This is a genomic window from Mesotoga sp. UBA6090, from assembly GCF_002435945.1.
Lineage (GTDB): Bacteria > Thermotogota > Thermotogae > Petrotogales > Kosmotogaceae > Mesotoga.
This window is the reverse complement of the sequence record NZ_DIXC01000044.1, coordinates 13,201-38,928: the sequence shown is the minus strand read 5'-3', so window position 1 is coordinate 38,928 and position 25,728 is coordinate 13,201. Positions and strand designations below refer to the sequence as shown.

Here is a 25,728-nt window from a genome sequence, read left to right as displayed (position 1 = left end):
GAACTATCTAGCCCTTCTCGGATGGACAGTAGATCAGGAAATCTTCGACTATCATGAGAAAGTCAGAGATTTTATTCCTTCCGATATCTCTAATAAGGGTGTAGTCTTCGATTACGAAAAGCTGGAATGGATCAATGGAAAACACTTGAGATTGCTCGAACCCGAAGAGCTGGTCGTACAGTTTGGACTGTGGTTGAAGTTTACAGGAAGATTCGACTACTATGCCAGAATCGAAGCCGATCAATTTTATTCTAGAGAAGTCCTTACAATGTCCAGAGAAAAGATCAATACTCTTGAACAATTGTTCGATTTCTCAGCTCCCTTTTTCAGCGATGAAGTCGACTATGAAGAAGACTACGTTGTCAAATATTTGCACAATGAATGGAGCAAGGATCTAATATCTGCGGCAATTAGAAAGTTTGAAGACGCGCTTGACTGGTCCGTCGAGGCTGTTGAAAAGACCGTTAGAGAGCTTGCAGAGGAAAAGATCACGTCAAAGAAGAATACTTTTCAGACTCTAAGAGGGGGGGTAACGGGCAGACTCGTGACTCCGGGGCTTTTCGAAACGATTTCGGTGCTTGGCCGAGATAGAGTTGTTGAGAGATTGGAGAGTCTGCTCGAAATGATAGAGTATGAAGAAGGGAATCTCTCTGATTGAGATGGTTGTTTCTCTTGCTGTATCAGCGTTGCTGCTAATATCTATTTTCAAGATAGTGAACTTGTCACTGGCGATGTCATTCAGCATAGTGAAAGAAACGAAGGCCTACATGGCTCTATCCAGAACCTTCGATGTTATTGAAAGAGATCTCAACCGTTCAGTCGGGAACTTTTCGTGGGGGACCTCCTTCATTAGCTTCGACGTTATTGTTGACGGTCAGTACAAGAGAATCAGATATTACGTTTCCGGTAACAGAATAATGAGAAGATCCGGTAACTCATATAACACGGTGACTGAATTTCGAAAGTCGGCCGGCTTTTTTGAAGAAAAAGGGATAGTCAGATTTATTATTGATGAAAAAGAAATCCTGATTAGGACTGAAGGTGGATGAAATGAATCCAAAAGAAATAAGAAAGATGCTTCAGGCAATTGAAGAGGAGATTTTCTTAAGAGCCGAAATGAATCTGAAAGAGATGCTGGATTCACCTTCGGCATATGTTAGGGCCAGGGCTCTGAAGTCTGCCTCCGATAGAGAGATGAAGATAGAGAATATCGAATCCTTTCTGGAAGATCCATCTCCCGAAGTCAGGAAAAACGCTGTTGCTTCAATGGCAAAAGCTGGTGAGGGTCGCGACACGATACTCAAAGCCTTAGATGATCCATCAGACCTGGTTCGTAGTACAACGGTAAAGGAGCTAACTGAGTTTGGCTATGAAGATGAAGAACTGGCGAGGAGAATTGCCGCAGATCCTTCAAAGAAGGTTAGAAAGACTTTCGTAATAGCTCTTGCAGAAGCTGGAGAGAGCGAACTTCTCAAAGAGTTTGACGAGGATCCCAGCAGTGACATTCGAAGAATTCTGGCAGCCTTCAATGGAGAACTCGAACTGAAAGAAGAGGAACTCTCTTCTCTATCAAGAAAATTTCAGAAAATTGCTTTGCTTTCAAAATTGGGCCAGCGGAATTCGAGTACTGCTGAAAGAATGCTTGTTCTTCTAAAAGACTTTCGTGCCGCCAATATTAAGCAAACCCTGGTCGAGGCTTTTGAGTCTTTCCCTGAAGAGATTTCGCTTCCTGCACTAAGAAAGCTCATCGAATCCGAGGATAGAACCGTTGCAATAGCTGCTCTGAAGACCTGTAGAAAGATCAAAGGATATGATGTTTCTCTACTGAAGGCTGCAGAAAGGTTCATGGATTCGGAAGATGAAGAGATTAGGTTCGTTGGTGCTCAATATGTCAAGGGTTTGGTTGAGCCTTCCGCAGTTGAGATTCTCCATGCTGGACTGGAGGATCCTTCTGACAGAGTGAGAGCCGTGTGTATTGAGGCTCTGGCTAATCTCATGGATCATTCTATTGAGGACGTGATCGACGAGTCGCTCATGTCGACATCATCGAGGCTAAAGAAGGCATCGTTGAGAGCAATTAAGAAACTCAAGACCATAGACACGGGAGACCACGTTGGAAGGATTCTTTCTAACAGAAAAGAGGAGCTTCAGACAAGAATACTCGCTTCTTCAGTAGCAGGTCTTCTTAAACTGGACGGTCTTCTCCCGCATCTTGAGGGAATAGTACTGGATGCTTCCAACGAAAGCCGTCTCAGGCTAGCATCTGCCCGAGCCATGGCAAGGATCAATCCTTCTCGTTTAGCAGACCTTTTTGGCTTTACAGTATGATGGCACTCAGAACTGAAAAGATCGTTACCACTAGAAGAATCGAGTCGTTTGAAGACCAACGCTTTTCCCTAAGGCTAGTTAACTTATGTCCGGGTTTGTAACCCCTAATCTGAAGGGCGGCGGCAGTATCCTGAGCCTTTTTCAGTGATGTCGTAATTACCGGGATCACTACTGATAGCGAGTTTTTCACTCTTGAAGGAAAGCTTCCTTTGTCGAACTCAACGCCCCTCGCCTTCTGTGCCATTATTATTCGGTTTGTTTGAAGAGAGATCAGTGGGATGAACGTAAGCGTCAACGAAAGTGCCATCCCAAGTTCAGAAGACCGTTTCTTGCCGGCAGGGAATTTGCCAATAATCTCTTCCACAGAAAAAGAGATCTCGAGGGGAGATGTCGTGAGTGAAAGTACTATACTGAAAAGCACGGCAAGAATCATTCTCGCCGAAAGCACAACAGCGTTAATTAAACCTTCTTCCGTGATTCTCAATACTTTTAGGTCAAGCAAGACTTTTCCATGAGAGAAAAGGATCTGAAAGACCACAATCAGCAGGATCAAAAATCTTATCCCACGGAGTGTCTTCATGTACTCCCTGAAAGGAACTGCCGAAAGTCCGGAGAGAATTATCCAAAGTGATAAGAAGATTGTGAAATCTACAATCCCGTTCAGAAACAGAGAGCCAACTGCAAGAGAAACAAAGGATATGGTCTTTGCTACTGGTGACAAGTTGTGAATAATCGAATCAGCTGGAACGAAACGCCCGAGTGGAATTCCTACCAAACATCTCTCCCCCTATAACGAACAAAGCTAGTCGGTGTTTCCCACACCGCCACTTCATATAGCTCGTAATGGCTCCCGCCAACCTTGGAAGCCAGGCGTTTGAATATCCACTCAGCGATGTTCTCTGCGGTCGGCTGAGGTATAACATCGTTTATGTATGCATGATCGAGTAAGTTCAAAACTTCCGATTTGACAATATCTTTTAGCTGCAAAAAATCAACGACCATATCCTCTTGATTCTTCTCTCCTGCAACTGTTATCTGTAGCTTATAGGTGTGACCGTGAAGCTTTTCACACTTTCCGTGATAGCTTGTAAGATTGTGAGCCGCATCAAATGTGAACTCCTTAGTTAGGAAAAACATTGGTCTCTATCACCGTCCTTTCTCACAAACAATACAGACCTTCCTATGCAACTATCATATCGTATTCTCACTTGTCAGAACCAAAACTCAAGAAATATCTATCATTTGTTTGGGCCATCTAACGGAGGAATCCTCTGGATGGTGATTAACATCGGTGGTCACCACACAATGAAGAAGAAATTAGACAAGAAGCATAGTAGAGCGTGAAATGAGACGCCGGTTAGGACGGCAGTCATTGGGAAACAGATGACCAGAGCATAGGATTTCTGAACAAGCTGCTAGCAGCTATGAGCCGATAAACCACTTAGAGCCTTCTTCAAGGTTATATAACTGTTACATCAACAAAGAAATGTTTGATCGTCGTCTAACTAATTGCTACTATTGCAATGAAAGATTTACATCGAACTGGGTAGGGGATTGGTCGCGGAAAGTTACCGGACGAGATCAAAAAAGAGCAATCGAAAGGATAGAGAGCGAGAGTTGAAACCCCAAAGTATTGAACGTTTCCAACCTTCTGGAAGTTGGCTGGGCATTCTTTGGAATAAGCTTTCGGATTCTCTTGATTTTTGACTTCAAGACACAAAAAAAGGGCCTCTGCTGAGACCCGAAGTCATCTTTCTTTCCGTGGGGGAAAAGGGGGGTTGCTTATTTATCGCGATTCTACTGGTGTAATTAGTTTATAAAGCTAGAAAGTTTCCGTATCTTGCAGAAGCCGATCTCGCCATGTCGATTTCTTTTTGAATGTCTTTTCTGATTTTCAGTGATCTCTTCTTCATAATCGACTCCTCCTTTTGCCTTCGTTCGATCCATCTCTTACATTTAGATAATAGCACCGTGTTTGATGCTTGTCAAACTATGATTGTTAAGGATCGATGAACTTCTAACAATATATCAATTAAGTCGTTCAACCTGCTTTGATCATGTATTTAAGGTATCAATGGTGAAAACCATTTAGCGTATATAATGAGAAAAGAAGCGAATTTCTTCAAATGGGCGAAGGAGCAGAGAAGTATGGTTCCATGTCTCTCTAACATTATCTATGCTATAATTCAATACAAGTCGAACTGGAGAGGTGTATTCCTTGAAGATCATACCGGGATACGTTGAACTCGTCGAGATTTTAATGGCATGCGGCTTTGCAGACAGAAAGAGTTGTTTTGAGGCGGTGTCTCATGACCTTGGATTGGATTTCGAGCCTGGAGGAGAACTTCGGGAATTCCTTGATCAGGTCAACAGTAGCGAAAACTGGTCGATAAGGATGGCTGTCGATGTCTTTTCTGAGATTAAGGACAGCGTCATTTTTTTCTGTGACTTTCCGGATGAACCCGGGCGAGAGATACCGCTTGAGGATTCTATCGAGAGTCTTGCAAGTAAATTTGAAGACAGAGCCAGATGCGTTGTGGCTAGCATCATGCTAAACAATTTGAATCTTTCTCAGGAGGACGCGTGCAAGACACTCGAGGGCGACTTTAGTATTGTCTCCGAGGCTGTTGAAAAGGCAGAAGATCTTTCAGAAAACACAACGTGGTTTATCACCCAATTGATAAAATTCCCAAGACAATCAAAGGAAATCCTTCTCTTCGCGCTGAGTGAACTTAAGAAATACTATGAGCAATCTGGTTTAAGAAAGAGGAATCGTGACAAGGTCGTTGAAAGGCTGAAGCTATTCAAAGCCGAGGAGTATGAGGAAGTTGCAGAGGATTTTCTTGAATTCTACGGAATCAAGGCAAGGGAGGATCTACCCCTTCACTTGCTGTTTCAAAATACTCTGAAGTATTCGGGACTCAAGTTTTCTAGCGTCTGCAATACCCAGCTCATAATTTTCAGTGAGCACTTCAAACAGATTGAAGAGATAATGAATTCCGTCATAACAGACAACACCCTCAGATTATTTCTAAGAAATCTTTCCGATCAGACAAAAATGCAGATCTTGAAAGCTATATCTGATGATTCGAAATATGTGGATGAGCTATCCAAGATTGTCGGTCTCTCAAAAGCGACGGTTTCATACCATCTCTCAACGTTAGCAGAACTCGCACTCGTCACTAGCCGTAAAGACCACCGGCGAGTGTACTTCTCGTTGAATAAAGAGCGGCTTGAAAAGATACTCAGAAGGCTTGAGATGCTTTACGATGAAGGTGAAAGTTGATGGAGATGATAGCCGGCTATTTCGAAATATACGATTTGACAATGGCCATTCAGTTTTCGCTTAACACAGGCCCGGTTGAGAAAGTGTTAAAGACATTGGGAGTGGACTACGAACCTTCTGCCCAGCTAATGGAATTCCGGGAATTACTACTGAAGGACGGAGAATGGTCGACAAGAATGTACACAACCTTCATGAACGAGCTAGGCGTTATGGCTCCAATTCTCTTTCCGATAAGGCAGAAGCTTCAGGACGGGATGATTGTGAAGATTGAGGAGAGCTTGAACGTACAGGATGAAGGGCTTGAGTTAATAAAGGATCGCTTCATTCAGGTGTTTGCTGATAGGAGGCTAAGGATTTCTCACCATGATCTGAAGAAAATGATACTTGAGGAACCCCAGAAGGTTTCGAAGGCGGTTGAGGCAATCGGTGGCACAAGTGCAGACACGATATGGTTCATTAACCAATTGCTTTTCTTTCCAAAGACCGCAATGGATTTTCTTTCCTCTAACACGCTTAGAATTCTTGATTACTATGAACGTAGTGGCTTAAGAGAGTTGAATATAGGCCTTGTTAAAGGCTACATGGAGAATAATTCACCCCAGAAAGTCAAAGACGCTTTTTCGAACTTCCTCGACTATTATGGCATTACTCTTGATGAGAGCAAGCCTCTATACATAACACTTCAGAATTCAGTGCCTCACACAAACTCTGGTCTGATGACTTATCCAACGTTTCACCTTCTGATAATGGGTCTTGAAGAGGTTACCGAAGACTTCTCAGGGAGAATTCCTGAGGAAGTGAGGTTGAGAAGCCTTCTGAAAGTGTTGTCTGATGAGACGAGATTCAAGATCCTGAAGAGGCTGAGCAAGGAGCCAGCCCTGCAAAAAGATCTGGTTGAATTCACTGGTCTGGCCAAGTCAACGATTTCTTACCATATGGGACTTCTCTTCAAATCATCGTTGATCGATATAGACCCATTTAGTAGCATAATCTGTGTGAGAAGGGAGACTATAAGCAGGGCAGTAGCAGACATTAGAAATCTGTTGAACATAAAGGAGAAGAGATGATTAGAGCAGCAATATTCGATATGGACGGAGTGATTATCGATTCGGAAAAGATTTATAGAAGAGCTTGCACAGAGCTTGTAGATGAGCTTGGTGGGAAAATCAGCGTCGAGTTGTTTGAAAGACAGATGGGTCTAAAGATGTCTGAAACCCAGAAAGTTGTTGTCCAGACAGCAGGGATTGAAATTGAGCCTGAAGAGTTCGGCAGGAGATACATGGAAAGATACTTGAAACTTGCAAGAGATACATTGGTTCCAAATCCCGGATTAGTAAATCTTCTTGATTTCCTATCTGAAAAGGTAGAACTGGCTATAGCATCGTCTACAGAGAAGGTGGCAGTAGAGGAACTCATGAAGAAGATTGGTGTGTTAGATTACTTCGAAATAATTGTGGGTGGCGATGAAGTAGATGAATCAAAGCCCTCACCTATGATCTATCTTAAAGCCTCAGAGCTCCTGGGGGTAAATCCTGAAGAGTGCATAGTCATTGAAGACTCGCCAAATGGCATCAAGAGTGGTATTGGGGCTGGAATGGAAGTGCTTGGAGTTAGACACGGAGAGAACGCTCACCTTGATCTGTCAGCTTCAAGTCATGTATTTGATGATCTCTACGGAGTCAAGGAGTACCTTGAAACGGTTCTGAACGGCAACGCTTAATCGAAAAGAATACCTTCCAACCGCTTCAGATTCCTTATCTCAACTGTATTTCTGTCAGGCATAGAGATGATTACTTCTCTCTGTAACTCAGAGAAATTTCTGGATACTACCTCTCTCTGGTTGATCCCATGAGGTTCGCCAGCATCTTTTTTGAGCACGGAAGACTAAAGACATGAGTTTCCTTCTCCAGAGATAGTTCCAGCAGATAAATGGCGATCTTCTTCTTCACGGTGGCAAGTGAAAGCATCTCAATGATACCCGAAAGGTTGAGGGTCTTTTCAGAAATGCTTCTGGGATAGGATAGCAGAAAACGCTGGTTTTTGAAGGCGCTTAGAAGTACTCCCTTCGGGATATTAAGAATCTACGAATCTTCTTCTGACACCGCGTATGAAGCATATTTTCTTCCGGCAAATACGAGAGCTTCGCCAAACACCTCTCCTTTCTCAAAGTGTTTGATGATCTGTTCCTGGCCAGAAGGAAGTAGCTTCGATATCCTCAATTAGCCTTTGAGAACTATGCTAAGCGAATCCCATTTGTCTTCTGGCGTATAGATGATTTGATTGCTCAAATAAGTTATTGTCCGTGAACCCGAAAGTACTTCTTCTCTTTCCTGAAAAGTCAGATCTCTGAAGATATCAACAGTATGCAGCATCTATTCACCAACTCTGTACCAGTACTGGTATTCCTCATGAAAACCAATCTTCGAATAAAGGGCTATGGCATTTCTGTTCGGTTCATCGACTTGAAGATAAGCGATCTTTGCGCCTCTTTTCCTCCCAACTTCCAGGAGTTTTTCAGTTATCTCTCTTCCATATCCTTTTCGCCGTTCAGTCTCTCTCACAGCTATTCCAAATAGCCCCATAAAATCACTCTGGATTACGGCAAAACCGCAACCGACAGCCCTCCTTTTCTTTTTCAGAAGCACAAACGAGCTTTTTGGAGGGAGCGATGTTAACAGCCTTTTTGCCCACACTTGATTTTCTCTTGCCCTCTTATTGAGCGAGAAGAATAGTTCAAGCCATCTGTCTTCTGGACTGGAGAGGACATCCAGATCGGAAAGATCACAAGGCTTACCGGCAATTACCTTTGTCATTACAAGAGCCCGATCCTTTTCTTCAAATCCTAGTTCTCCTAGTACATTATCGAGACAAGCTGGTTTTGAATCTGATGTGAGTTTGAACATCGGAGGCAGCCCTTTTGAAGTATAGAAATGCTTAACCTCTTCGATCTTGTAATTCAATGCTTCGAAAGTTTCATATAGCGGATACACTGAGTTTGCCCTATTTGTATATCCGCCTGCATATCTTATTATCCAGCCGTCCCTGAACCTAGAATCAATTGCGGGCCACAAATTAAGAGAAATTTCTTCAAGCATTCGAATTCTTGACATAGTGCCTCCAATCTGTATTGTTTCTTACTGAATCCTCCAATTGGACCAATCGAATTACTTGCACGGTTCAAGTGAGGAAAACAGGAAAACCTCATTCTTACTCTTGATAGACGTTTTCAATGTTTTCAAGTAGCTCTCATCAGCAACATAATACTACAACTACAACTTACTATTAAGCTTTCACAACAAGAGTTGTAAAAGGCGCGAATAGCTGGTAGAAAAACAATCGTCTTCCGGGAATTCAACCTTTAGGATCTCTTTGGGTCTAGGCTTGACGAACTGGCAGTAATTTTGTCTGACTCACTTGAGATTCCCAGGTGACTTCCTCCCGACAGGTTGATTAGTCATCGTTCCTTTTTACGAAATCTACTGACACTTTCGACAATTGGTTCAGTAAACATCGTGCTGGTGAAATCTACCGCACTTCTGTATGCTGCAAGCATACCATTCTCATCGTCGGTTAGTTCTTTTCCTCGTTTCTTCTTAGCCTTCAGTTTCATCTTCAACATTGACATCAGGATCTTGTCTCTGAGCTTCAGCTTCTTGAAGTCAAAACCTTCCCCTCAGATGATAGAATGCCACAAATCTGGCCATTTCGAGAGAAAAATCCTTTGCCATGATATCTTCAAGTGCTTTGGGCTTTGCCTGAGAAGCGCCGACAGAGAAGACGATCACTTTTTTGCCCTTGAGAGTTTCTATGCTCTTCCTAAATCTTGGCAGCCCAATGATGCCTGTGGCGTATAGCGATCCTCCATAGACAATAACGTTGTAATTATGAAGATTCCCAGGATTGAAGTCATCAACATTAAATATTTCTGCTCCGACTTCTTTGGCAATCCAAGTTGCTTACTTTTTTTCCATACTTGGTCTTGTAAAGCGTAACTACTTCTGACACATTATTCCTCTCTTATGACTTGCATAGATATGCTCATTAATTTTAATATAGTAGATTTCACTGTTAGCTCATCAATGCAAATCTCAAATTCCCCGAACTCTGGACTCCACGGGGCTTCATTCTGACAGTTATCGCTTGGAAACTTGTTATCTAGAGGATTCTAATGTAGAATTGAGACGCTTACCTTACTAAGGAGGCTTGCGATGATTCGAAAATTCATAGCCTACTATCGGCCACATCTAAGGCTATTCATACTTGATATGGCATGTGCTTTCATGATTGCGGGAATTGATCTGGTATTTCCCAGGTTCACCACATTAGCGCTCGATAATTATATACCTTCCGGGAATATGAGAGGGATTGTCATTATCGCCGTAGTTATGGCGCTGCTCTTTGTTCTGAGAGCCGTGTTCAACTATGTGGTAAACTATTGGGGTCATGTTGTGGGGGTAAGAATGGAATATAACATGAGAAAAGATATCTTCTCTCATCTTCAAACGTTGTCCTTCAGTTACTTTGACAAAGTTAGAACCGGAAAGATTATGTCCAGGATAGTGAACGATCTGCGAGAGATTACAGAGCTTGCGCATCATGGTCCTGAGGATCTCTTCATTTCGACTGTTACTTTGGTTGGAGCCTTCTTTATTCTAATGCAGAATGACTGGAGGTTAACTCTAGTTGTTTTTGCCTATATTCCTTTTATGATCTGGTATGGTGTCAATAAGAGACAGAAGATGGCAAAGGCATTCAGATTGGTGAGGAAGAAGATAGCAAACGTTAACGCACAGCTCGAAAACAGCATTTCCGGAATTAGAGTAGCTCAGTCATTTACCAATGAGGAGTTCGAAAAAAACAAGTTCGATCTTGGGAACCAGGAATTCAAAGAATCAAGGCAATTCGCTTTCAAATCGATGGCAGAAATGACAACCGGTATCGATCTGATGATGAACATGCTCAAAGTAACAGTTCTTGCATTTGGAGGTTACCTGACTTATTCTGGTGAGATAACCGTCGGAGGCTTTGTGGCATACTTTCTCTACGTCGATCTGTTTCTGCAACCGATAAGGAGACTTATGCAGTTTGCGCAACAATATGAAGACGGTATGTCTGGTTTTGAGAGGTTTGTGGAGATAATGGAAACTAAGTCCAGTATTACTGACTCTCCCGATGCGATTGAGTTAACCGATGTCAAGGGGGACATCAGAGTAGAAGAAGTATCTTTTGCCTATGAGGGCGGAGTAAACGTCCTTACCAATGTTAGCCTCCATATTCCCGCAGGAAAAATGGTCGCTCTTGTTGGACCTTCAGGAGGAGGAAAGACAACGCTTTGTCACCTGATTCCAAGGTTCTATGATGTTACTAGCGGAAAGATTACAATAGATGGAACAGACATTCGTGATGTTACTCTGAATTCGTTGAGGAGCCAAATTGGGATTGTTCAGCAGGACGTTTTTCTTTTTGCAGGAAGTATTCGGGATAATATTGCTTATGGTAAGGGCGACGCGTCAGATGAAGAGATAATTGAAGCAGCCAAAAGAGCAAACATCCATGATTTCATTCTGAGTCTAGAACACGGATACGATTCATATGTGGGCGAAAGAGGCGTTATGCTTTCCGGAGGGCAAAAACAGAGAATATCGATTGCCCGAGTGTTCTTGAAGAATCCGCCCCTTCTAATCCTTGATGAAGCTACTTCTGCACTGGACAATGAGACTGAACTTAAGATACAGGAATCTCTTGAAGCTCTCTCGAAGGGACGCACGACCCTTGTAATTGCCCACAGACTTTCGACTATAAAGAATGCCGACGAGATAGTTGTGATAACCAGTGACGGGATAATCGAAAAAGACAGCCATGATGAACTTCTTAAGAAGGGCGGACACTATGCGAGACTTTACAGAGCACAGTTTAAGGGTTACATACCAGATATGTGATCGCTTGTTTCCATATTCGAGTATATGTCGGGTGGACTGAGGACTGTTGAGACAAACTCTTCGAGGAGTCTTTTCAGATTATCTCGAAATGAATTGCCAAGATAGTTCTCTCAGCAATTTCTCAACGTTTGCCAATGTTGATGGTCAGAGGAAGCATGTCGCATACGACCTGACAATGCAGAAGAATACTGTCTCCCTTCTAGAGGTGATTCATAGAGTTACAGTCTTTCCGCTTTTTCCCAGTCATCAGACCTTTCGGTTTGGAGAAATAGCTTTTCACCACCTAGACAATTATGGCTGCCGGATTGTCCGTTAAGGTTTATTTGTTATACTTGAATGCTAGCCGGAGTTCCGTGGAGGGATGCTTATGGATATTGAAAGGGAGTTTCTTTTCAGATGGTATGAACGGCAGCTGCTAGTCAAGGGAGTGACAAGATCTTTCCTTCTGCGACTGGCAGAGGAGACTTTCGGCGGACTCTCGGGTACGATGGAAGAGATGGTAGCGGAATTGTTAATAAGGAGTGGTCTTTCCGGTATCACAAGAGATTTTCCGAGACAAAAAATCCTTCCATTTTACTCACCTTTGATCTACAGGCAGAAAGAAACTATGGAATTCAGAGATGGAGATGAAATAAGGATTTCGGAAGATGATGGGAAGAAAGTCGTAACCTTTCCACATACTCTGCCGATAATGTTTTCGCCGGTAATTGCCGGAAGAGTGTTTTTCTGGTTTATGAATGAGGTTTCGAGTAAAACTCCTGTCGAGGAGCTTCCCGTGAATCTCGAGAAAATCTCCCGAAAGGGAAGGGTAATGGTTGTTGGAGCTGGAGGATTAGGGACTCCGTTGATAAAGACCTTACTAGAGAACGGTATCGATGATATCTGCATCATTGAACCCGGAAAGGTAAAACTTAACAATTTGCACCGACAAATATTCTACGATTATGGGGATGTTGGTCTTTCAAAGGCCAGCGTTCTTGAGCGAAAGCTATCTACTTACTATGGCGGGGTCAGGGCTAAAGTCTATGAGAGAGAATTTGATCCGGTTTCCGTCAAGTCGGAGAAGCCGGATATTGTTGTGAGCTGTGTTGACAGTTTTGAAACTAGATATTTGATTAATGATGCTTGTTATCGTAATGGCATTCCCTTTGTCGATTCGGGAGTTGAAGGGTCGAGCGGATATGTGATGTTAAGAGACAGAAGGACACCGTGCTACAGATGTTTCATGGGAGACAACAGGATAGACACAGAGGCTTCCAGAGGCATTCTATCATTCACGAGTTACTTTGGCGGGTTGTTCGAAGCGGCTATGGTGACGACCTACCTTAATAACAGAAGCTATGAAGGCAAAGTCTTTTGGTTCGATCTGAAAAAAAACAGATTTGAAGAAATATCTGTTGAACGCAGGAAAGACTGTCCGGTTTGTTCATTAGCGAAGAGGTGACTCTTTTGGAAGTTGTCTACGGAGACAAGAAGTGGAATTTCGATAGAGATCTGAGTTACGGTGAACTGATAAAGGAGACTCGACTTGGGCGGGTCTCCGTTCTGGTTATGGTGAATGGTCGACTAGTAAGGAAAGGGGAGATGATCCCGGTGAAGTCGAGAGTTCTCATAATCAGTGCTGCTAACGGAGGATAAACTGGCGCATACCGACGCATACTTGCGCATAAGAACATATAGTGCTTTCTTTTGACCGCCATCGTTTGGTGCGCGAAATAGGTTTTTTTGTACGGAGATTATTTTGAATGTAGAATTTAAGATGGATAGCAAAAAAATAGATGGAGGTGGAGAAATTGGAAAAGAAAAAGGTCTTGATTCTCGGTGCGGCCGGAAGGGACTTTCATAACTTCAATACTTATTACAGAGACAATGAAGAGTTCGAAGTAGTAGCCTTCACGGCGACGCAGATTCCTGGAATTGATGGAAAGAAGTATCCTGCAGAGCTCGCAGGAAAACTCTATCCCAATGGTATTGCTATACTACCGGAAGAAAATTTTGGGAAGCTGATAGATGAGCACAAGATTGATCAGGTAGTACTTGCTTACAGCGATCTTCCGCATCAGTACGTTATGGAAAGGGCAGCAATCACAAACGCCCATGGTGCAGATTTTGTTCTCCTAGGACCCAACAAGACAATGGTTAAATCCACGAAACCGGTAATCTCTATCTGCGCAGTCAGAACGGGCTGTGGCAAGAGCCAGACAACTAGAAGAGTCCTGGATATTCTAAGAGAAAAGGGTAAGAAGGTTGTATCGATTAGGCATCCCATGCCTTATGGAGATCTTGTTAAGCAGAAGGTTCAAAGATATGCGAATTACTCGGATCTCGATAAGCATGAGTGCACTATCGAAGAAAGAGAAGAATACGAACCTCATATAGATCGGAAGGCAGTTATTTACGCCGGTGTTGATTACGAGGCGATTCTCAGGGAAGCAGAAAAAGAGGATGTTGATGTCATAATTTGGGATGGCGGAAACAACGACTTCTCTTTCTACAAGACAGATCTCTACATCACGGTGACCGATCCTCACAGAGCAGGTCATGAGACTACCTACTACCCCGGCTTCGCAAACCTCATGATGGCCGATGTTATCGTCATCAACAAAGAGGAAACGGCTTCTCCAGAGGATATCGACATTGTTCGCCAGAACATAGCAAAATTCAACCCAAGTGCAGTAGTTGTTGACGGAGCTTCACCGATTACTATAGAGGGTGGTAAGTCTTCCGAAATCAAAGGCAAGAGAGTTCTTGTTGTCGAGGATGGTCCGACTCTTACCCACGGTGGAATGAGATACGGAGCAGGTTGGGTAGCGGCCAAGAAGTTTGGTGCTGCAGAGATAGTTGACCCGCGGCCATATGCAGTGGGATCTCTTATCTCCACTTACGAGAAATATAGTCATCTGGATCAGATCCTTCCTGCAATGGGATACGGCGAGAAGCAAATGAAAGAGCTTGAGGAGACCATAAACAAGGCCGATGTTGATCTTGTGATAATCGGAACTCCGATTGATCTTAGGAGAGTCATTGATATCAAGAAGCCGGCAGTAAGGATTGGCTACGAGCTTCAGGAGATTGGAAAGCCTGATCTGGAAGATGTAATTGACGACTTTCTTAAGAAGCACAACATATAACTGATGAAGAACAAAGGAGACCGATCAAATCGGTCCCCTTTTTCGATGATCTACTGTTTTTTCTTAATAGGGATGTAGATATAAAGCTCAGAGTCCTCTTCTCCGGTAAATCTCTCGTCATATAACTCGAACTCATTAAGTCCAGTCGGTTCATACTCCCAATTCTGAAACCACTTTCCATGGATGTATTCGTAAGTTTCCTGCAGAGAATCCAGATTTCCATTGTGAGTGAAGACTGCGTACGTCGCCTCGGGTATCTCAGCACCAACCATTCCTTCGGGAATGTTCTCCAGACTGGAGACTGCTACCGATGCAGTATAGTCGAACTTTCCGTCAACGAAGTCCTCTTCGCCTGTGCACATTAGTCCATAGCTTTCCTTCGCCGATATGACGTTCTCAATCTCTGGAAGTCTCTCCATAAAGTCTCTCCAAAGATCAGGACAGTTGTTGGTAGGATCATTTCCATAGTACTTCAGGCCAATCACTTTGAATGCAGGTTTGTGAAGGGTTTTCGGTTCCATTTTCTTTCTTTCCTCAAGACCTATTAGGTTCCTCTTATAGAGGAGTCTTTTCTTTTGGGTAACGGCGAAGTGAAGTCCGAATCTGCGATACTTGCCAGGCGTCATGTAGTATCTGCTCTTAAATGCTCTGGTAAAAGATTCTTGCGAATCATAGCCGAGCTGCAAAGCTATCTCAAGAATCGTCATTGAGGTTGTCGCAAGTTTGTCGGCGGCCACGCTCAATCTTCTTCCCTTGCGGTACTGGCCTATCGTCTCGCCCACAGTGTGGAAGGAGATTCTCTGGAGATGAACTGATGAGTAGAAGCTTTCTGAGCATAGATCGGTGAGAGTTATTTGAGATGAAAGGTGCTCCTCAATGTAATCTATAACGGAGTTCACACAATCAATGTTGTCCTCTTTTAAGGAAGTGAGGTTGGCATCACTTCACCTCCACAACAATCGTCTTAACGATTATACAAATATGAAAGGGTTTGTTTTTGATCGAAAGTATCATGGAGTTTTTTCTCTAGGCTGAATCAATGCAGAAGCAATTCAAACTGAATGAGCCGTTAATACGGTAACGTCATAAGTCAACAAGCCTTTCAAGCTTCTTAGCGGCTTCTATGGTGCTACTCACTTCTTTTGGTAGAGGCATTCCCTAGAAACCCGTTCTTCTGACGAAGTCGATCAGCATTGGCCTCGATTCCTCGGGGTCCCAGCTAGACAGTTTGTCTAAAGTATCTACTCCAGAATCGTAGTATAGCCTCGCCCGGACTCCCCTCAATCCACCAAGTCTTGAGAGATCCGAGAGTTTCAGGTATTCAAGTATCCTCTCCATTTCAGTACCCGTACGTGCAGCCAGATTTTCTCTCGTTTCGGGTGAACGGGCAGCCTCGATATTTTGATAGGTGCTAACTATTCCTGCTTTGGCAAGGTTATCCACGACCATTTGATAGTAGTTTGAAAACTGATCGAGTCTGAATGCCTTCCTCTTTGCCGAAATTTCTTTTTCACGAAGTTCCGAAGCAAGTGCATAAAGGGAGGGCTTTGAAAGAAAACAGAAATATAGAGCGAAGCTTCTTACCAAGATTCTTTCCTTTTCCACACGCGGCGACGAATCTTAGAATATCATCTGTCTCAGTCTCTTTGATAGACTTACCCCTGGTTTTACGGAGGAATTGTTCGAACAAGACAACATCTGCTACTATACCATCAATAACACTCTGCTTCTTTCCTTTCTTCCTAAGGAAAGCTGCAAAATCTGCCCTAATTGTCATCCGTTAACCTCTATCAGATACAAAGTGCGGAACGCCTGCAGAGAAGTTGGCGGATGCGATACGCTATCAAGTGAATCATCCAGGAGCGATTACAGCTTCAACAGTGATTTGTGGCAGCAGATTCATTACATCATCGAACCTGCAGAGTTCGGTACCTGGGGTCATGACGGCAGCAGAACTAGCTGCTCCTGCCATTTTCAAAGCAACTTCACTTCTCTCGCCCAATTCTCTCGACAAGCAGTAAGCTGCAAGAAAAGAGTCTCCTGCCCCCACTGCGCTCTTGACGGAAACTTCGGGCACCATTATTCGATAGAAGCTTCCACCGATAAGTGCAAGGGCTCCCTCTCTTCCCATAGTGAGAAGGACCTCCTCGATCGAATATTTGTCTGAGACCTCAAGTAGAGCTCTTTTTATATTTGTCTCTCCATGAAGTTCCCGATTCAACAACCTCTGTAGTTCATGCAAATTTGGCTTGATTCCTCTGGGGCCAGCTTTTACGCCTTCGATTAACGGCTCTTTGTCGGAATCTATGTAGACGTTGACTCCGATGTCTCTCATCCTTGAACAGAGTCGAGCGTATATGTCGCTGCTTACTCCTTCAGGAACACTTCCGCAGATAAGAAGATAGTCTCCTTTTCTCAACAAGGTATCAATCGTCTTACAGAGTTTTTCTGTTTCCCTTTCCGAAATTACCGGGCCCGGAAGACTCATCCTGTATTGACCACTTCCAGTCTGTACTAGAATGTTAATCCTTGTTTCTTCTTCACTTCTTACCGTTGCATAAACGACTCCCTCATCATCTAGCATCTCTTCTATGATCTTTCCGGTATGACCTCCAAGAAAAGCTATTGAGACCGAATGGCCTCCCAGTTCATTTATTACACGTGATACGTCGACACCTTTACCTGCAGGGTAGTCCTTGACTCTATCTACCCTTACAGTATCGTCCTCGATTATAGAGTCTGTATATAAGAATCTATCGAGAGCTGCGTTCAAAGTCAGTGAGAAAATCACTACTTGTACCTCCTATATTCTGCCGAGACGGTAATTGATAATTCCGAGTACAACAATCACGCTTGTCTCGACTCTCAGAGTTCTTCTTCCCAAAGAAACGGAAGTGCATCGGGTTGAGATGTCCCTAATCTCCTCCGGTGCGAAACCTCCTTCGGGTCCTACGATCAATCGCAGTTTTCTTTCAACGGCAAGTTCTTCTTCTACTTCTGCTAAAGGCCTGCCGCCGAATTCCAGAAGCAGGTTGAATGATCCTTCAAGAGGAAGAGTCTCGGATATTCTAATCTCGGGAATGTAAGGATTGACACTCTGCTTGGCAGCTTCCTTTGCGACTGCATTGAACTTAGCCAACTTACTTTGATCAACTCTGGAAACCGATCTAAGACTGCTGAACAACTCGATTCTGTCTACTCCCAATTCGGTAGCCTTCTCTATCAGAATATGTAGCCGTGGCCACTTCGTCGCTGCCACGGCTACAGTAACACTCTTACCGTCTTTCTCGATGTACTCGCGCTCGATAACAATTCCCGAAGCAGATGATTTCCCAAGTTCTTCGAGAACAAATCTGTAAGTGGTTCCTTTGCCATCAATGCCCGTTAGCTTATCACCGGGTCTTGCTCTAGTCACTCTCAGATGCTTGGTTTCACTGCTGTCTAGAGTGACTCTGTTGTCTTCGGGCAGAACAAAGAAAGCATTGGGCAACTAACCAATGACCTCTTGACTCAAGTATGGTACGAGGGCTTTGGGCACATCAATCTTTCCGTCACTTCTCTGATAGTTCTCAACTATTGCTACCAGGGTCCTTCCAACGGCCAGTCCCGAGCCATTCAAACAGTGTACAAACTTCAGCTTGTTGTCACTGTCTCTGAACCTTATGTTGGCTCGTCTTGGCTGGAAGTCCTCAACGTTTGAACAGGAAGAAATCTCTCTATAAGTGTTGTAAGAAGGCAACCAAACTTCAAGATCATAAGTCTTGGCCGATGCAAACCCGATATCCCCAGTACAAAGAGAAACTACCCGGTAAGGGAGTTCCAACTTCCTAAGAACATCTTCAGCGTCGGCCGTAAGATTATCAAGCGCATCGTACGACTCGTCGGGATGGGTAAACCAGACAAGCTCCACCTTGTCAAATTGGTGTACTCTTATCATTCCACGAACATCCTTTCCGTACGATCCGGCCTCTCTCCTGAAGCATGCACTGTAAGCCGTGTATTTCTTAGGCAGATCACCTTCGATGATCTCGTCCATGTGCTGAGAAACAAGAGGTACTTCTGCCGTAGGTATCATAAACATATCGTCGGGATCTATTCTGTAAGCTTCTTCTTCAAATTTTGGGAGTTGACCGGTAGCCTGCATCGTATCTCTCTTAACCATGAAAGGAAGAGCTACTTCCTCGTATCCCTTGGAATGGTGAAGGTCCAGCATAAAGTTAGTTATGGCCCTCTCAAGTCTTGCGAAGTCTCTTCTAAGAATCGTGAATCTCGCTCCAGATATTTTCGCGGCTCTTTCAAAGTCTATAAGACCTGTTTCCGGGCCGTAATCCCAGTGCGGTCGGATCTCAAAATCGACCTTTCTCGGTTCCCCCCATGTCCTAAGAACTACGTTATCTTCCTCACTCTTGCCAATAGGTGTGGTCGATGAAGGAATATTGGGAAGATAGAGAAGTTTGATTTTCAGTTCTTCTTCTATCTGAGAAGTTCGGTTATCAAGCTCCTTAACTTCAGATGAGATCTCTTTTGCTCTTTCCATAAGGGAAAGAGCAAGTTTCTCGTCTTTGCTTGCTTTGGCACGAGCAATTTCCGAAGATATGCTATTTCTCTCGGCCTTTTTCTGCTCAACGACCTGCAGCGCCTCTCTCCTCTTTGATTCCATATCAACGATCTCATCCAACAGCTCTGAGGTCATCTGCCTGTGCTCAAGAGCTCTTCTCACAATTTCGGGGTTTTCTCTAATCAACCTTACGTCAATCATGTTCTTTCCTCCAGCTAGAAAACAAGCTCTATCTCAACATCTTTTCCTTCAAATGAGTCGTCGTTTGTGTCGTATACCAGTTCAGCGGCCCAAATCTTTCTACTGTTCTTGAAATCGTCAACAAAGACATTTCCTCTCAAATTGAGGAGCCCCGTATCTCCAAAATACTCGAAGTAGAGCGTATCAACATTGAGATCGCCTTTGTAGTCAATGAAAATTAGGTCTGGCGTTGCCTCCCCTGTTTCCTTTGCGAAACCCTCATAGTATTCTGTTTTCTGATCGAAATTGAGTATCTCGGTCTTGTAAACATATATGTCCTTACCATCATCCTCTTTCGAGTAAATTATGGCTTCAACATCTTCAAGCAATGTGCCGGTGGAGTTCTCAAGATTGTAGTCAAGCGATGAAGCGGTAGCCTCACCAGTCTGAAATCTTACAAAGGTTTTGCCTTCAGTGACAAAACTCTCCCAGTCAGTAGTACCCTTTGTCGCAGTTGCCAGTGGAGTCTCAACGTAGATTTCTCCGTCCTTGTTAATAAAGACATTTCCAATGAAAGTAAAGACCTCTTTCTGCAGAGATCCCAGGACTGTGTCTCCCTTTATCCTTACTGTGCTGGCAAAAATTGTTGCTGCAAGGGAAACAAGAATTAGTCCAATAATAATACTCTTTCTCTTCATAAACTACCTCCAGACGATTATACCTTTGCTTTCTTAGAGTCCATTATCTCTAGAAGATTCTGGACAATTACCTCAAGAGCCTTTACCTGATCAGACTTTATTTCGGTCATTACCGATTTCAGGTACTCTACTCTTCTATCGATAACTTTCTCGATGAGTGTTCTTCCGGAATCAGAAATGTCGATTATGAATGATCTCCTATCTTTGTCAGAACGCCTTCGTTCTACCAAATCAGCATCAATAAGCCTTTTCACAAGACCCGTTGTTGTGCTCTTTGTTATTCCAAGCCAGCGACTGATGTCACTCATCCTCTTTTCACCATTGAAGAAAAGGATCTGAAGGACATCGAATTGGGCCGGAGTGATCGGGAAGTCCCTCAAAACCTTTCTTCCTTCCCTTCTAATCCTCGTAGAAATCGCTCTAAGATTCTTCTCAAGAATTGCAGCGTCTTCCTTTTTGATTTCATTTCCGGACATCACCACACCTCCAAACCCTCTGTATTGGTTGACAGAAAACGTTACTACTCAAGAGATTATATCATCATATTTGCCACGGTTAAGACTGATTCTCAGGTTGCTTACGTTCATTCATCTGTTCTATGGCGTTCGCATCATGTGCTGAAGCCTATGAAATGGTGATGTATAATTTCAGTATGAAATTGTCTGAAGAAGAGTTCAATAAGCTTGTTAGATTTGATGCCGCTTACAGAGTAGATCACAAGATAGTTGCAGGTGTAGATGAAGCCGGAAGAGGTCCTCTGGCCGGGCCCGTTGTAGCAGCTGCCGTTATAGTTCTGAATCCAGTGGAAGGCGTGTACGATTCTAAAGCTCTTAGCAGAAAAATCAGAGAATCGTTGTTTGAGAGAATAATCGAGAACTCCATAGTAGGTATAGGGCTTTCGTCGCCCGAAGAGATAGATCTCATCAACGTCTTAGCTGCCACCAGACTGGCAATGAACAGGGCACTGAGCGTTCTTTCTGAAAGGCCAGATTATGTAATCGTCGATGGAAAGTGGCTAAAACTGGATGTGAAGGGCGAGTGTGTTGTCCGCGGAGATCGGAAGAGCGCATCGATAGCCAGTGCTTCTATAATTGCAAAGGTGTTTAGAGATCGGATTATGGATTCTCTCGATTCATTATATCCCGAGTATGGCTATAGAAGACACAAGGGTTATTGTACTGAAATGCATCTAAATGCTCTGAGGGAGTTCGGACCGACAACTTGGCACAGACTCACTTACAGGCCGATTCGAGAGTTGATTCCTAAGGAACTTGTATCACGCTGGTCAGAAGAAAATGAAGTAAGTAACGCCAGGCTTTTTAGAGCCGGGTTGACTACAACGGAGGTCAAGAATTGAAGAGGACATTTGAGGAAAGCGAATGGGTAAGACTCATTGAGACAATGGAGAAATTGAGATCTCCCGGAGGCTGTGAATGGGATATAGCACAGACTCATGAGACGCTCAGACCATATTTGATTGAAGAGGCGTATGAGGTACTTGATGCCATAGATCGTGGGAATGACGAAGAGCTTGCCGAAGAGCTCGGTGATATCCTTCTTCAGGTTATATTTCATTCACAGATTGCGGCCGAAAGAAAAGCCTTCTCAATTACGGATGTTGTAAGGTCACTAACAGATAAACTCGTGAGAAGGCACCCCCAAGTCTTTTCCGATTCAAAGGGTTATTCTTATCGTCAGTGGGAAGAAATAAAAGCGAAGGAAAAGGGAGCAGGCTCAACTGGAAGTTCCTCTATAGGTAAGATCAACAAGGCTCTTCCAGCACTGAGTCTGGCTCGTAGGGTTCAGGAGAATGCTTCAGTCGTAGGTTTTGATTGGAACGAGATAAGCGGTCCGCGCAACAAGATAGACGAAGAGATAGAAGAGCTAGACTGTGCTATAAAGGGAGGGGACAAGAAGAAAATTGAAGAGGAACTCGGAGATCTTCTTTTTACGATTGCAAATCTATCGAGATTTCTTGATGTGGATCCTGAATCGGCTTTAAAGAGATCAACTGAGAAATTTGTGAACCGTTTTCGAGATATGGAGAGTCATATTGAGGAGTACGGTCTGGAAATTGAAAGCATGACCATAGATGAGCTCAATCACCTGTGGGAAAAAGCGAAGGAGGGTACAAATTGAAGAAGCTGCTAATCGCTGCCCTGATGATTATGTTATTTGCTGTAACAGCGTTTGCACAGACAGAGACGTTGTCTGGAAGTGGGATAGCCGCCAGGGTAAATGGCGAGGTTATCACCATGGATGCTTTCCTTTCGAAAGTTTTGCCTAACTATACTGAGATATCAAAGAGGATTGAAGAGGTAGACCCTCTGTTTTCAGAGATGCTTCTGAATACTGAAGCCGGCCAGAAATTACTGGAGGAATACGAAAGAAATTCTCTGGAGGCTCTGATCGAAGAGACGCTTCTTATTCAGTATGCTAGGGAAGCTGGAATAGAAGCCGACACCGAGGTTCTGAGGGGCGTTGTCAACAAATCAATCATGGATACTCTCACAGAATTGGACATTGAGAAGTCAGATGCTGATCTTTTCTACATTCTCAAAGGATACATCGATGGGCTGAGTTCCTATGAGGCGAAAGTAGTCAGGGATCTTGCCTACAAAGAGGTTCTTAATGCTCTCTATGAAGCTGTTACTGAAAGTGCAACTGTTACAGAAGAGGAAGTTGAGCAGTATTATCTGGCCAACTCCTCCAGGTATGCAATTGAGGAGGAAAGGGCCAATTTAAAGGTGCTCCTGTTTGATTCCTTCTCTGAAGCCTATTCGGTATGGAAGGCGGCATCTAGGGATGCAAATCCTGCTTCTGTACTCGATACCTTCCCTGAAGTTCAGTCGGGAAGTTTCACGAGACAGGGGATTGAGAATCTGAATCCCGAGCTTGTGAAATCTCTCTTCAAACCGACTAACGGCGAGTTGCTTTCTTCGGTCGTGACTCTTGACAACAAATATGCTGTTATTTATCTTGAGTCATATTCTCCAGCCGGTGCTCTGGGCATTGATGACGTAAGGGAAGAGATACGGCAAATTCTGATTGCAGAAAAGGAGGACTTGCTCTGGAGAATATGGAAAGAGCAGGAATTCAAGACTTTCAAAGAAGGAGCTGTTATAGAGAGATACTACGAGACTGATGGAGGAGAGTAGATTGAGTTTGACAAAAGAAGTTGTTATGAAAGCTCTGGGGGAAGTGTACGATCTCGAAATAGGTTTTGATATTGTCTCCCTCGGATTGATATACGGTGTAGAAGTACAAGAAAACAACGACGTTAGAGTCAAGATGACAATGACGACGCCGATGTGTCCTTTGGCAGGGCTTATGCTAGAAGATGCAAGAAGAAAAGTGAGCGAGATCGAAGGGATCGGTGAAGTCAAAATGGAACTTACCTTCGACCCTCCCTGGACACCTGAGATGGCGAGTGACGACGTAAGAAAGATGCTAGGAATGTGAGATCAGAGCAATTAGTAGAGATATCCAGGAAGAAACTGGCTGAGGCGGGAATTGAGAATTCCCGCTTTGTTGTGTTATTGCTTGCGAAGGAAATTCTATCTCTGAGTGAAGCCGATCTTATCCTCAAGAAAACCGAAGAAATCGAGTCTCCACTTGCCAATAGATACCTTGCTGCGGTGGAGAGAGTTGCCAGTGGAGAACCTATAGATTATGTGCTGGGATTCAGAGATTTCCTTGGGATTCGACTCAAGCTCTCTCCTAGCGTCTTGATTCCCCGTAACGAGACAGAGGAGATGGTTGAAATTGTCATTGCGGGCGAAGACAGTTCAAGAGTATTCGCCGACATAGGAACGGGAAGTGGAGCAATAGCCTGCGCACTGGCCAGCCACATTCCTTCCGCGATTGTTTACGCGACAGACATCTCGAAAGAGGCTCTTGCTCTTGCACAGGAAAATGCCCGGAAAAACGGCATTCATAACATTAAGTTCATTGAGGCAAACAATATTGAGGGATTAGGCTTTCTTCTGGAACGTGTGGAAGTCTTGGTTTCTAATCCTCCATATATTAGGACAGCCGACATAGATTCTCTGGATTTAGCTGTAAGAAACCATGAACCTCAGATTGCGCTAGATGGCGGGGAGGATGGTCTTGACTTCTACAGGGAGTTTTTCAGACATCTACCCAGTGGAAAGAGAGTCTACCTCGAAATATCGCAGTACGGGACTGAAGGGCTTCTTAAGCTTGCTCGTAAGCTGAAAGGTTACTGTTACGAGTTCAGGAAGGACTTCTCGGGAAACTACCGATTCATGATTCTTCATCCAGAAGATTGAGAACTTCACATGAAAATCTTTCCAGTTCGACTCTGAAGACATGATCAGCAAGATAATCAAGACCCGTCTCTTCCCTATTCACGATTGCAACTTTCGCACCGGAGGATCTGGCGATAACTGGAAACTGAGCAGCGGGATACACCATCAGTGAAGAGCCCATAGCAAGAAAGAGATTACAGTTTTGCGCAGCGTCTTCCGCCTTTCTGATTGCATCTTCGGGAAGCATCTCACCGAAAAAGACGATTCTTGGCTTTATCAGACCACCGCAACTGCATTTAGGGATGTCGGCTCTTTGTAGAACAAGTTCAAGGTCTGTCCTGTCAAATTCCTTTCCACATTTCATACAATCAAAAAAGGAGGCTGTCCCGTGTAATTCAACCACTCCTTCTGCTCCGGCCTTCTGTTGAAGACCATCGATGTTCTGAGTTACTATCGTTTTGATCAACCCCATTTTCTGAAGCTTGACCAGGAGAAGATGAGTAGCATTGGGTTTGGCGTCTGCCATCGTGTGGATTCTCTCTTTTGCCACTTTGTAGTATCTGGCAGGGTCTTTCATGAATGAGCCGAGCTCAAATATATCTGGTGAGACTTTGCTGTAAAGACCTCCTGGACTTCTAAAATCTGGAATACCGCTTGCAACGGAAACGCCAGCACCGGTAAGTACTGAGGTATTTGCTGATTCTCTTATCAGGGAAATGAATAGATCGGCTTCTTGGCTGACGCTACTCACCTCTTGCAAATTGAATCTTAGGAAAGTTTGTCTTGCCTGTATCGGTCCAGATGAAGACATTTCCATCTGCGGAGACCGTGGGGGTGGGATCTACACCGATTATCGTTGCATCGCGGGGCAGAGAGACTGTCAGCAAATAAGCTTCACCAGTCAGGTCGAATTCCATCTCTCCCATGTCTGTATTCACTACACCGTCCTCAACGGCTGCAAAACCTGCAATGACAGCGTGTTCAATTACCTTCACTCTGTTTGAACCAAGAACTGTAGCCGTAGATTGAAAATCCTCAACGAACATCTGTCTGCTGAAGCTTTCCGCAAATTGGTTCATTGATTCCTGAAAATCTGTTAGTTGTTCTTCCCGAGGTTTATCGTATTGTTCAAGGAATTGTGTCATCTGGCTGGGTTTGTTGAAAATTATCTCGGTTTCGATGTCAAGTGTAGCCCGGCCCTCGTAGTCATATGAATAGTTGCTGTTGGATGACAGGGTATCTATATCCAGTCTGTTGTTAAATGCCATGAACATGTTTATTGCAGTCATTCCAACCATTACAACAACAAGTATGATAAGAAGGGTGTTGAATTTCAT

29 protein-coding genes and 1 pseudogene are annotated in these 25,728 nt (G+C 43.8%); 15 read left to right on the top strand and 15 right to left on the bottom strand.

Translation table 11 applies throughout. From position 1 onward, the window contains the following. The 3 genes and pseudogenes from B3K42_RS07085 to B3K42_RS07075 form a co-directional block, all read left to right on the top strand. Positions 1 to 658, top strand: a pseudogene (locus B3K42_RS07085) (glutamate--tRNA ligase); the annotation flags it as partial. After that, positions 633 to 1,049, top strand: a complete 417-nt coding sequence (locus tag B3K42_RS07080; protein ID WP_292597882.1) for a PulJ/GspJ family protein — start codon at positions 633 to 635, stop codon at positions 1,047 to 1,049. The pseudogene B3K42_RS07085 and the gene B3K42_RS07080, both read left to right, overlap by 26 nt. Before the next feature lies 1 nt (position 1,050). Further along, positions 1,051 to 2,328 carry a HEAT repeat domain-containing protein gene (locus B3K42_RS07075; RefSeq protein ID WP_292597879.1) on the top strand — a complete coding sequence of 426 codons (1,278 nt, stop codon included), beginning with the start codon at positions 1,051 to 1,053 and terminating at the stop codon, positions 2,326 to 2,328. Here B3K42_RS07075 and B3K42_RS07070 read toward each other — a convergent pair. Together B3K42_RS07070 and queD are read right to left on the bottom strand one after the other, a co-directional pair. After that, the gene (locus tag B3K42_RS07070) at positions 2,318 to 3,103 is read right to left on the bottom strand and encodes an energy-coupling factor transporter transmembrane component T family protein (protein ID WP_292597876.1); all 786 of its coding nucleotides are present in this window, start codon (positions 3,101 to 3,103) and stop codon (positions 2,318 to 2,320) included. The two genes, B3K42_RS07075 and B3K42_RS07070, sit on opposite strands and share 11 nt — an antisense overlap. Continuing rightward, complete coding sequence (queD, locus tag B3K42_RS07065; protein ID WP_292597873.1) at positions 3,097 to 3,465, bottom strand: 6-carboxytetrahydropterin synthase QueD; 369 nt, start codon at positions 3,463 to 3,465, stop codon at positions 3,097 to 3,099. The genes B3K42_RS07070 and queD overlap by 7 nt, the downstream gene beginning before the upstream one ends. 1,081 nt (positions 3,466 to 4,546) lie before the next feature. Here queD and B3K42_RS07060 point away from each other — a divergent pair. From B3K42_RS07060 to B3K42_RS07050, 3 genes are read left to right on the top strand one after another with little or no spacing between them, the layout of a single operon-like run. Further along, complete coding sequence (locus tag B3K42_RS07060) at positions 4,547 to 5,614, top strand: ArsR/SmtB family transcription factor (protein ID WP_292597870.1); 1,068 nt, start codon at positions 4,547 to 4,549, stop codon at positions 5,612 to 5,614. Next, positions 5,614 to 6,681: a winged helix-turn-helix domain-containing protein gene (locus B3K42_RS07055; protein ID WP_292597896.1), complete on the top strand. Its 1,068-nt coding sequence runs from the start codon at positions 5,614 to 5,616 to the stop codon at positions 6,679 to 6,681. The genes B3K42_RS07060 and B3K42_RS07055 overlap by 1 nt, the downstream gene beginning before the upstream one ends. After that, positions 6,678 to 7,334 (top strand): HAD family hydrolase, encoded by a 657-nt coding sequence (locus tag B3K42_RS07050; protein WP_292597867.1) that lies wholly within the window; start codon positions 6,678 to 6,680, stop codon positions 7,332 to 7,334. The genes B3K42_RS07055 and B3K42_RS07050 overlap by 4 nt, the downstream gene beginning before the upstream one ends. A 361-nt stretch (positions 7,335 to 7,695) precedes the next feature. Here the strand turns inward: B3K42_RS07050 and B3K42_RS07045 are convergent, their stop codons facing one another. The 4 genes from B3K42_RS07045 to B3K42_RS07030 all read right to left on the bottom strand — a co-directional run bounded on the left by B3K42_RS07045 (position 7,696) and on the right by B3K42_RS07030 (position 9,537). Further along, complete coding sequence (locus tag B3K42_RS07045; protein ID WP_292597865.1) at positions 7,696 to 7,833, bottom strand: cyclic nucleotide-binding domain-containing protein; 138 nt, start codon at positions 7,831 to 7,833, stop codon at positions 7,696 to 7,698. Positions 7,834 to 7,986: 153 nt separating this feature from the next. Next, on the bottom strand, positions 7,987 to 8,724 hold the full coding sequence (locus B3K42_RS07040) for a GNAT family N-acetyltransferase (RefSeq protein ID WP_292597862.1): 738 nt from the start codon (positions 8,722 to 8,724) through the stop codon (positions 7,987 to 7,989). Positions 8,725 to 9,068: 344 nt separating this feature from the next. After that, a complete protein-coding gene (locus tag B3K42_RS07035; RefSeq protein ID WP_292597859.1) occupies positions 9,069 to 9,230 on the bottom strand; it encodes a hypothetical protein in 162 nt (53 codons plus the stop codon). Between the two features lie 43 nt (positions 9,231 to 9,273). After that, complete coding sequence (locus tag B3K42_RS07030; protein WP_292597893.1) at positions 9,274 to 9,537, bottom strand: hypothetical protein; 264 nt, start codon at positions 9,535 to 9,537, stop codon at positions 9,274 to 9,276. Between the two features lie 285 nt (positions 9,538 to 9,822). On the opposite strand from B3K42_RS07030, the gene B3K42_RS07025 reads away from it, so the two are divergent. The 4 genes from B3K42_RS07025 to B3K42_RS07010 all read left to right on the top strand — a co-directional run bounded on the left by B3K42_RS07025 (position 9,823) and on the right by B3K42_RS07010 (position 14,684). After that, positions 9,823 to 11,553, top strand: coding sequence for an ABC transporter ATP-binding protein (locus B3K42_RS07025; RefSeq protein WP_292597856.1), 1,731 nt, complete (start codon positions 9,823 to 9,825; stop codon positions 11,551 to 11,553). 367 nt (positions 11,554 to 11,920) lie between these two features. After that, positions 11,921 to 12,997 (top strand): HesA/MoeB/ThiF family protein, encoded by a 1,077-nt coding sequence (locus tag B3K42_RS07020; RefSeq protein ID WP_292597853.1) that lies wholly within the window; start codon positions 11,921 to 11,923, stop codon positions 12,995 to 12,997. Between the two features lie 5 nt (positions 12,998 to 13,002). After that, complete coding sequence (locus tag B3K42_RS07015) at positions 13,003 to 13,191, top strand: hypothetical protein (RefSeq protein ID WP_414674517.1); 189 nt, start codon at positions 13,003 to 13,005, stop codon at positions 13,189 to 13,191. Between the two features lie 155 nt (positions 13,192 to 13,346). Further along, positions 13,347 to 14,684 carry a cyclic 2,3-diphosphoglycerate synthase gene (locus B3K42_RS07010; protein WP_292597851.1) on the top strand — a complete coding sequence of 446 codons (1,338 nt, stop codon included), beginning with the start codon at positions 13,347 to 13,349 and terminating at the stop codon, positions 14,682 to 14,684. Positions 14,685 to 14,734: 50 nt separating this feature from the next. On the opposite strand, the gene B3K42_RS07005 is transcribed toward B3K42_RS07010, so the two are convergent. The 7 genes from B3K42_RS07005 to B3K42_RS06975 all read right to left on the bottom strand — a co-directional run bounded on the left by B3K42_RS07005 (position 14,735) and on the right by B3K42_RS06975 (position 20,596). Next, positions 14,735 to 15,583 carry an AraC family transcriptional regulator gene (locus B3K42_RS07005; RefSeq protein WP_292597848.1) on the bottom strand — a complete coding sequence of 283 codons (849 nt, stop codon included), beginning with the start codon at positions 15,581 to 15,583 and terminating at the stop codon, positions 14,735 to 14,737. Positions 15,584 to 15,842: 259 nt separating this feature from the next. Next, positions 15,843 to 16,271 carry a DUF4332 domain-containing protein gene (locus tag B3K42_RS07000; RefSeq protein ID WP_292597845.1) on the bottom strand — a complete coding sequence of 143 codons (429 nt, stop codon included), beginning with the start codon at positions 16,269 to 16,271 and terminating at the stop codon, positions 15,843 to 15,845. Positions 16,272 to 16,536: 265 nt separating this feature from the next. Then, positions 16,537 to 17,475, bottom strand: coding sequence for a 1-phosphofructokinase family hexose kinase (locus B3K42_RS06995; RefSeq protein ID WP_292597842.1), 939 nt, complete (start codon positions 17,473 to 17,475; stop codon positions 16,537 to 16,539). A 12-nt stretch (positions 17,476 to 17,487) separates the two neighbouring features. Beyond that, positions 17,488 to 18,174 carry an RsmE family RNA methyltransferase gene (locus B3K42_RS06990; RefSeq protein ID WP_292597839.1) on the bottom strand — a complete coding sequence of 229 codons (687 nt, stop codon included), beginning with the start codon at positions 18,172 to 18,174 and terminating at the stop codon, positions 17,488 to 17,490. Beyond that, positions 18,175 to 19,443: a serine--tRNA ligase gene (gene serS, locus B3K42_RS06985; RefSeq protein WP_292597836.1), complete on the bottom strand. Its 1,269-nt coding sequence runs from the start codon at positions 19,441 to 19,443 to the stop codon at positions 18,175 to 18,177. A gap of 14 nt (positions 19,444 to 19,457) precedes the next feature. Next, entirely contained in the window at positions 19,458 to 20,120 is a 663-nt protein-coding gene (locus tag B3K42_RS06980) for an OstA family protein (RefSeq protein ID WP_292597834.1), read from the bottom strand. A 17-nt stretch (positions 20,121 to 20,137) separates the two neighbouring features. After that, on the bottom strand, positions 20,138 to 20,596 hold the full coding sequence (locus tag B3K42_RS06975) for a MarR family winged helix-turn-helix transcriptional regulator (protein WP_292597831.1): 459 nt from the start codon (positions 20,594 to 20,596) through the stop codon (positions 20,138 to 20,140). 176 nt (positions 20,597 to 20,772) lie between these two features. Here B3K42_RS06975 and B3K42_RS06970 point away from each other — a divergent pair, with 176 nt between their 5' ends. From B3K42_RS06970 to prmC, 5 genes are read left to right on the top strand one after another with little or no spacing between them, the layout of a single operon-like run. Beyond that, on the top strand, positions 20,773 to 21,477 hold the full coding sequence (locus B3K42_RS06970) for a ribonuclease HII (protein ID WP_292597829.1): 705 nt from the start codon (positions 20,773 to 20,775) through the stop codon (positions 21,475 to 21,477). Further along, on the top strand, positions 21,474 to 22,259 hold the full coding sequence (gene mazG, locus B3K42_RS06965; RefSeq protein ID WP_292597827.1) for a nucleoside triphosphate pyrophosphohydrolase: 786 nt from the start codon (positions 21,474 to 21,476) through the stop codon (positions 22,257 to 22,259). The genes B3K42_RS06970 and mazG overlap by 4 nt, the downstream gene beginning before the upstream one ends. Next, on the top strand, positions 22,256 to 23,278 hold the full coding sequence (locus B3K42_RS06960; RefSeq protein ID WP_292597824.1) for a SurA N-terminal domain-containing protein: 1,023 nt from the start codon (positions 22,256 to 22,258) through the stop codon (positions 23,276 to 23,278). The genes mazG and B3K42_RS06960 overlap by 4 nt, the downstream gene beginning before the upstream one ends. A gap of 1 nt (position 23,279) precedes the next feature. Further along, the gene (locus B3K42_RS06955; RefSeq protein WP_292597822.1) at positions 23,280 to 23,582 is read left to right on the top strand and encodes a metal-sulfur cluster assembly factor; all 303 of its coding nucleotides are present in this window, start codon (positions 23,280 to 23,282) and stop codon (positions 23,580 to 23,582) included. Continuing rightward, complete coding sequence (gene prmC / locus B3K42_RS06950) at positions 23,579 to 24,412, top strand: peptide chain release factor N(5)-glutamine methyltransferase (protein ID WP_292597820.1); 834 nt, start codon at positions 23,579 to 23,581, stop codon at positions 24,410 to 24,412. Before B3K42_RS06955 ends, prmC begins: the two co-directional genes overlap by 4 nt. On the opposite strand, the gene B3K42_RS06945 is transcribed toward prmC, so the two are convergent. Both B3K42_RS06945 and B3K42_RS06940 read right to left on the bottom strand, forming a co-directional pair. Beyond that, entirely contained in the window at positions 24,387 to 25,142 is a 756-nt protein-coding gene (locus tag B3K42_RS06945) for an SIR2 family NAD-dependent protein deacylase (RefSeq protein WP_292597888.1), read from the bottom strand. The two genes, prmC and B3K42_RS06945, sit on opposite strands and share 26 nt — an antisense overlap. Continuing rightward, positions 25,135 to 25,728, bottom strand: coding sequence for a DUF4897 domain-containing protein (locus B3K42_RS06940; RefSeq protein WP_292597818.1), 594 nt, complete (start codon positions 25,726 to 25,728; stop codon positions 25,135 to 25,137). Before B3K42_RS06940 ends, B3K42_RS06945 begins: the two co-directional genes overlap by 8 nt.

Bases quoted from the DNA above. Each gene is read 5' to 3' on its own strand.
- B3K42_RS07080 (WP_292597882.1), top strand. From the start codon at position 633: ATGAAGAAGGGAATCTCTCTGATTGAGATGGTTGTTTCTCTTGCTGTA.
- B3K42_RS07075 (WP_292597879.1), top strand. From the start codon at position 1,051: ATGAATCCAAAAGAAATAAGAAAGATGCTTCAGGCAATTGAAGAGGAG.
- queD (WP_292597873.1), bottom strand. From the start codon at position 3,465: ATGTTTTTCCTAACTAAGGAGTTCACATTTGATGCGGCTCACAATCTT.
- B3K42_RS07055 (WP_292597896.1), top strand. From the start codon at position 5,614: ATGGAGATGATAGCCGGCTATTTCGAAATATACGATTTGACAATGGCC.
- B3K42_RS07050 (WP_292597867.1), top strand. From the start codon at position 6,678: ATGATTAGAGCAGCAATATTCGATATGGACGGAGTGATTATCGATTCG.
- B3K42_RS07040 (WP_292597862.1), bottom strand. From the start codon at position 8,724: ATGTCAAGAATTCGAATGCTTGAAGAAATTTCTCTTAATTTGTGGCCC.
- B3K42_RS07025 (WP_292597856.1), top strand. From the start codon at position 9,823: ATGATTCGAAAATTCATAGCCTACTATCGGCCACATCTAAGGCTATTC.
- B3K42_RS07020 (WP_292597853.1), top strand. From the start codon at position 11,921: ATGGATATTGAAAGGGAGTTTCTTTTCAGATGGTATGAACGGCAGCTG.
- serS (WP_292597836.1), bottom strand. From the start codon at position 19,443: ATGATTGACGTAAGGTTGATTAGAGAAAACCCCGAAATTGTGAGAAGA.
- B3K42_RS06980 (WP_292597834.1), bottom strand. From the start codon at position 20,120: ATGAAGAGAAAGAGTATTATTATTGGACTAATTCTTGTTTCCCTTGCA.
- B3K42_RS06975 (WP_292597831.1), bottom strand. From the start codon at position 20,596: ATGTCCGGAAATGAAATCAAAAAGGAAGACGCTGCAATTCTTGAGAAG.
- B3K42_RS06970 (WP_292597829.1), top strand. From the start codon at position 20,773: ATGAAATTGTCTGAAGAAGAGTTCAATAAGCTTGTTAGATTTGATGCC.
- B3K42_RS06940 (WP_292597818.1), bottom strand. From the start codon at position 25,728: ATGAAATTCAACACCCTTCTTATCATACTTGTTGTTGTAATGGTTGGA.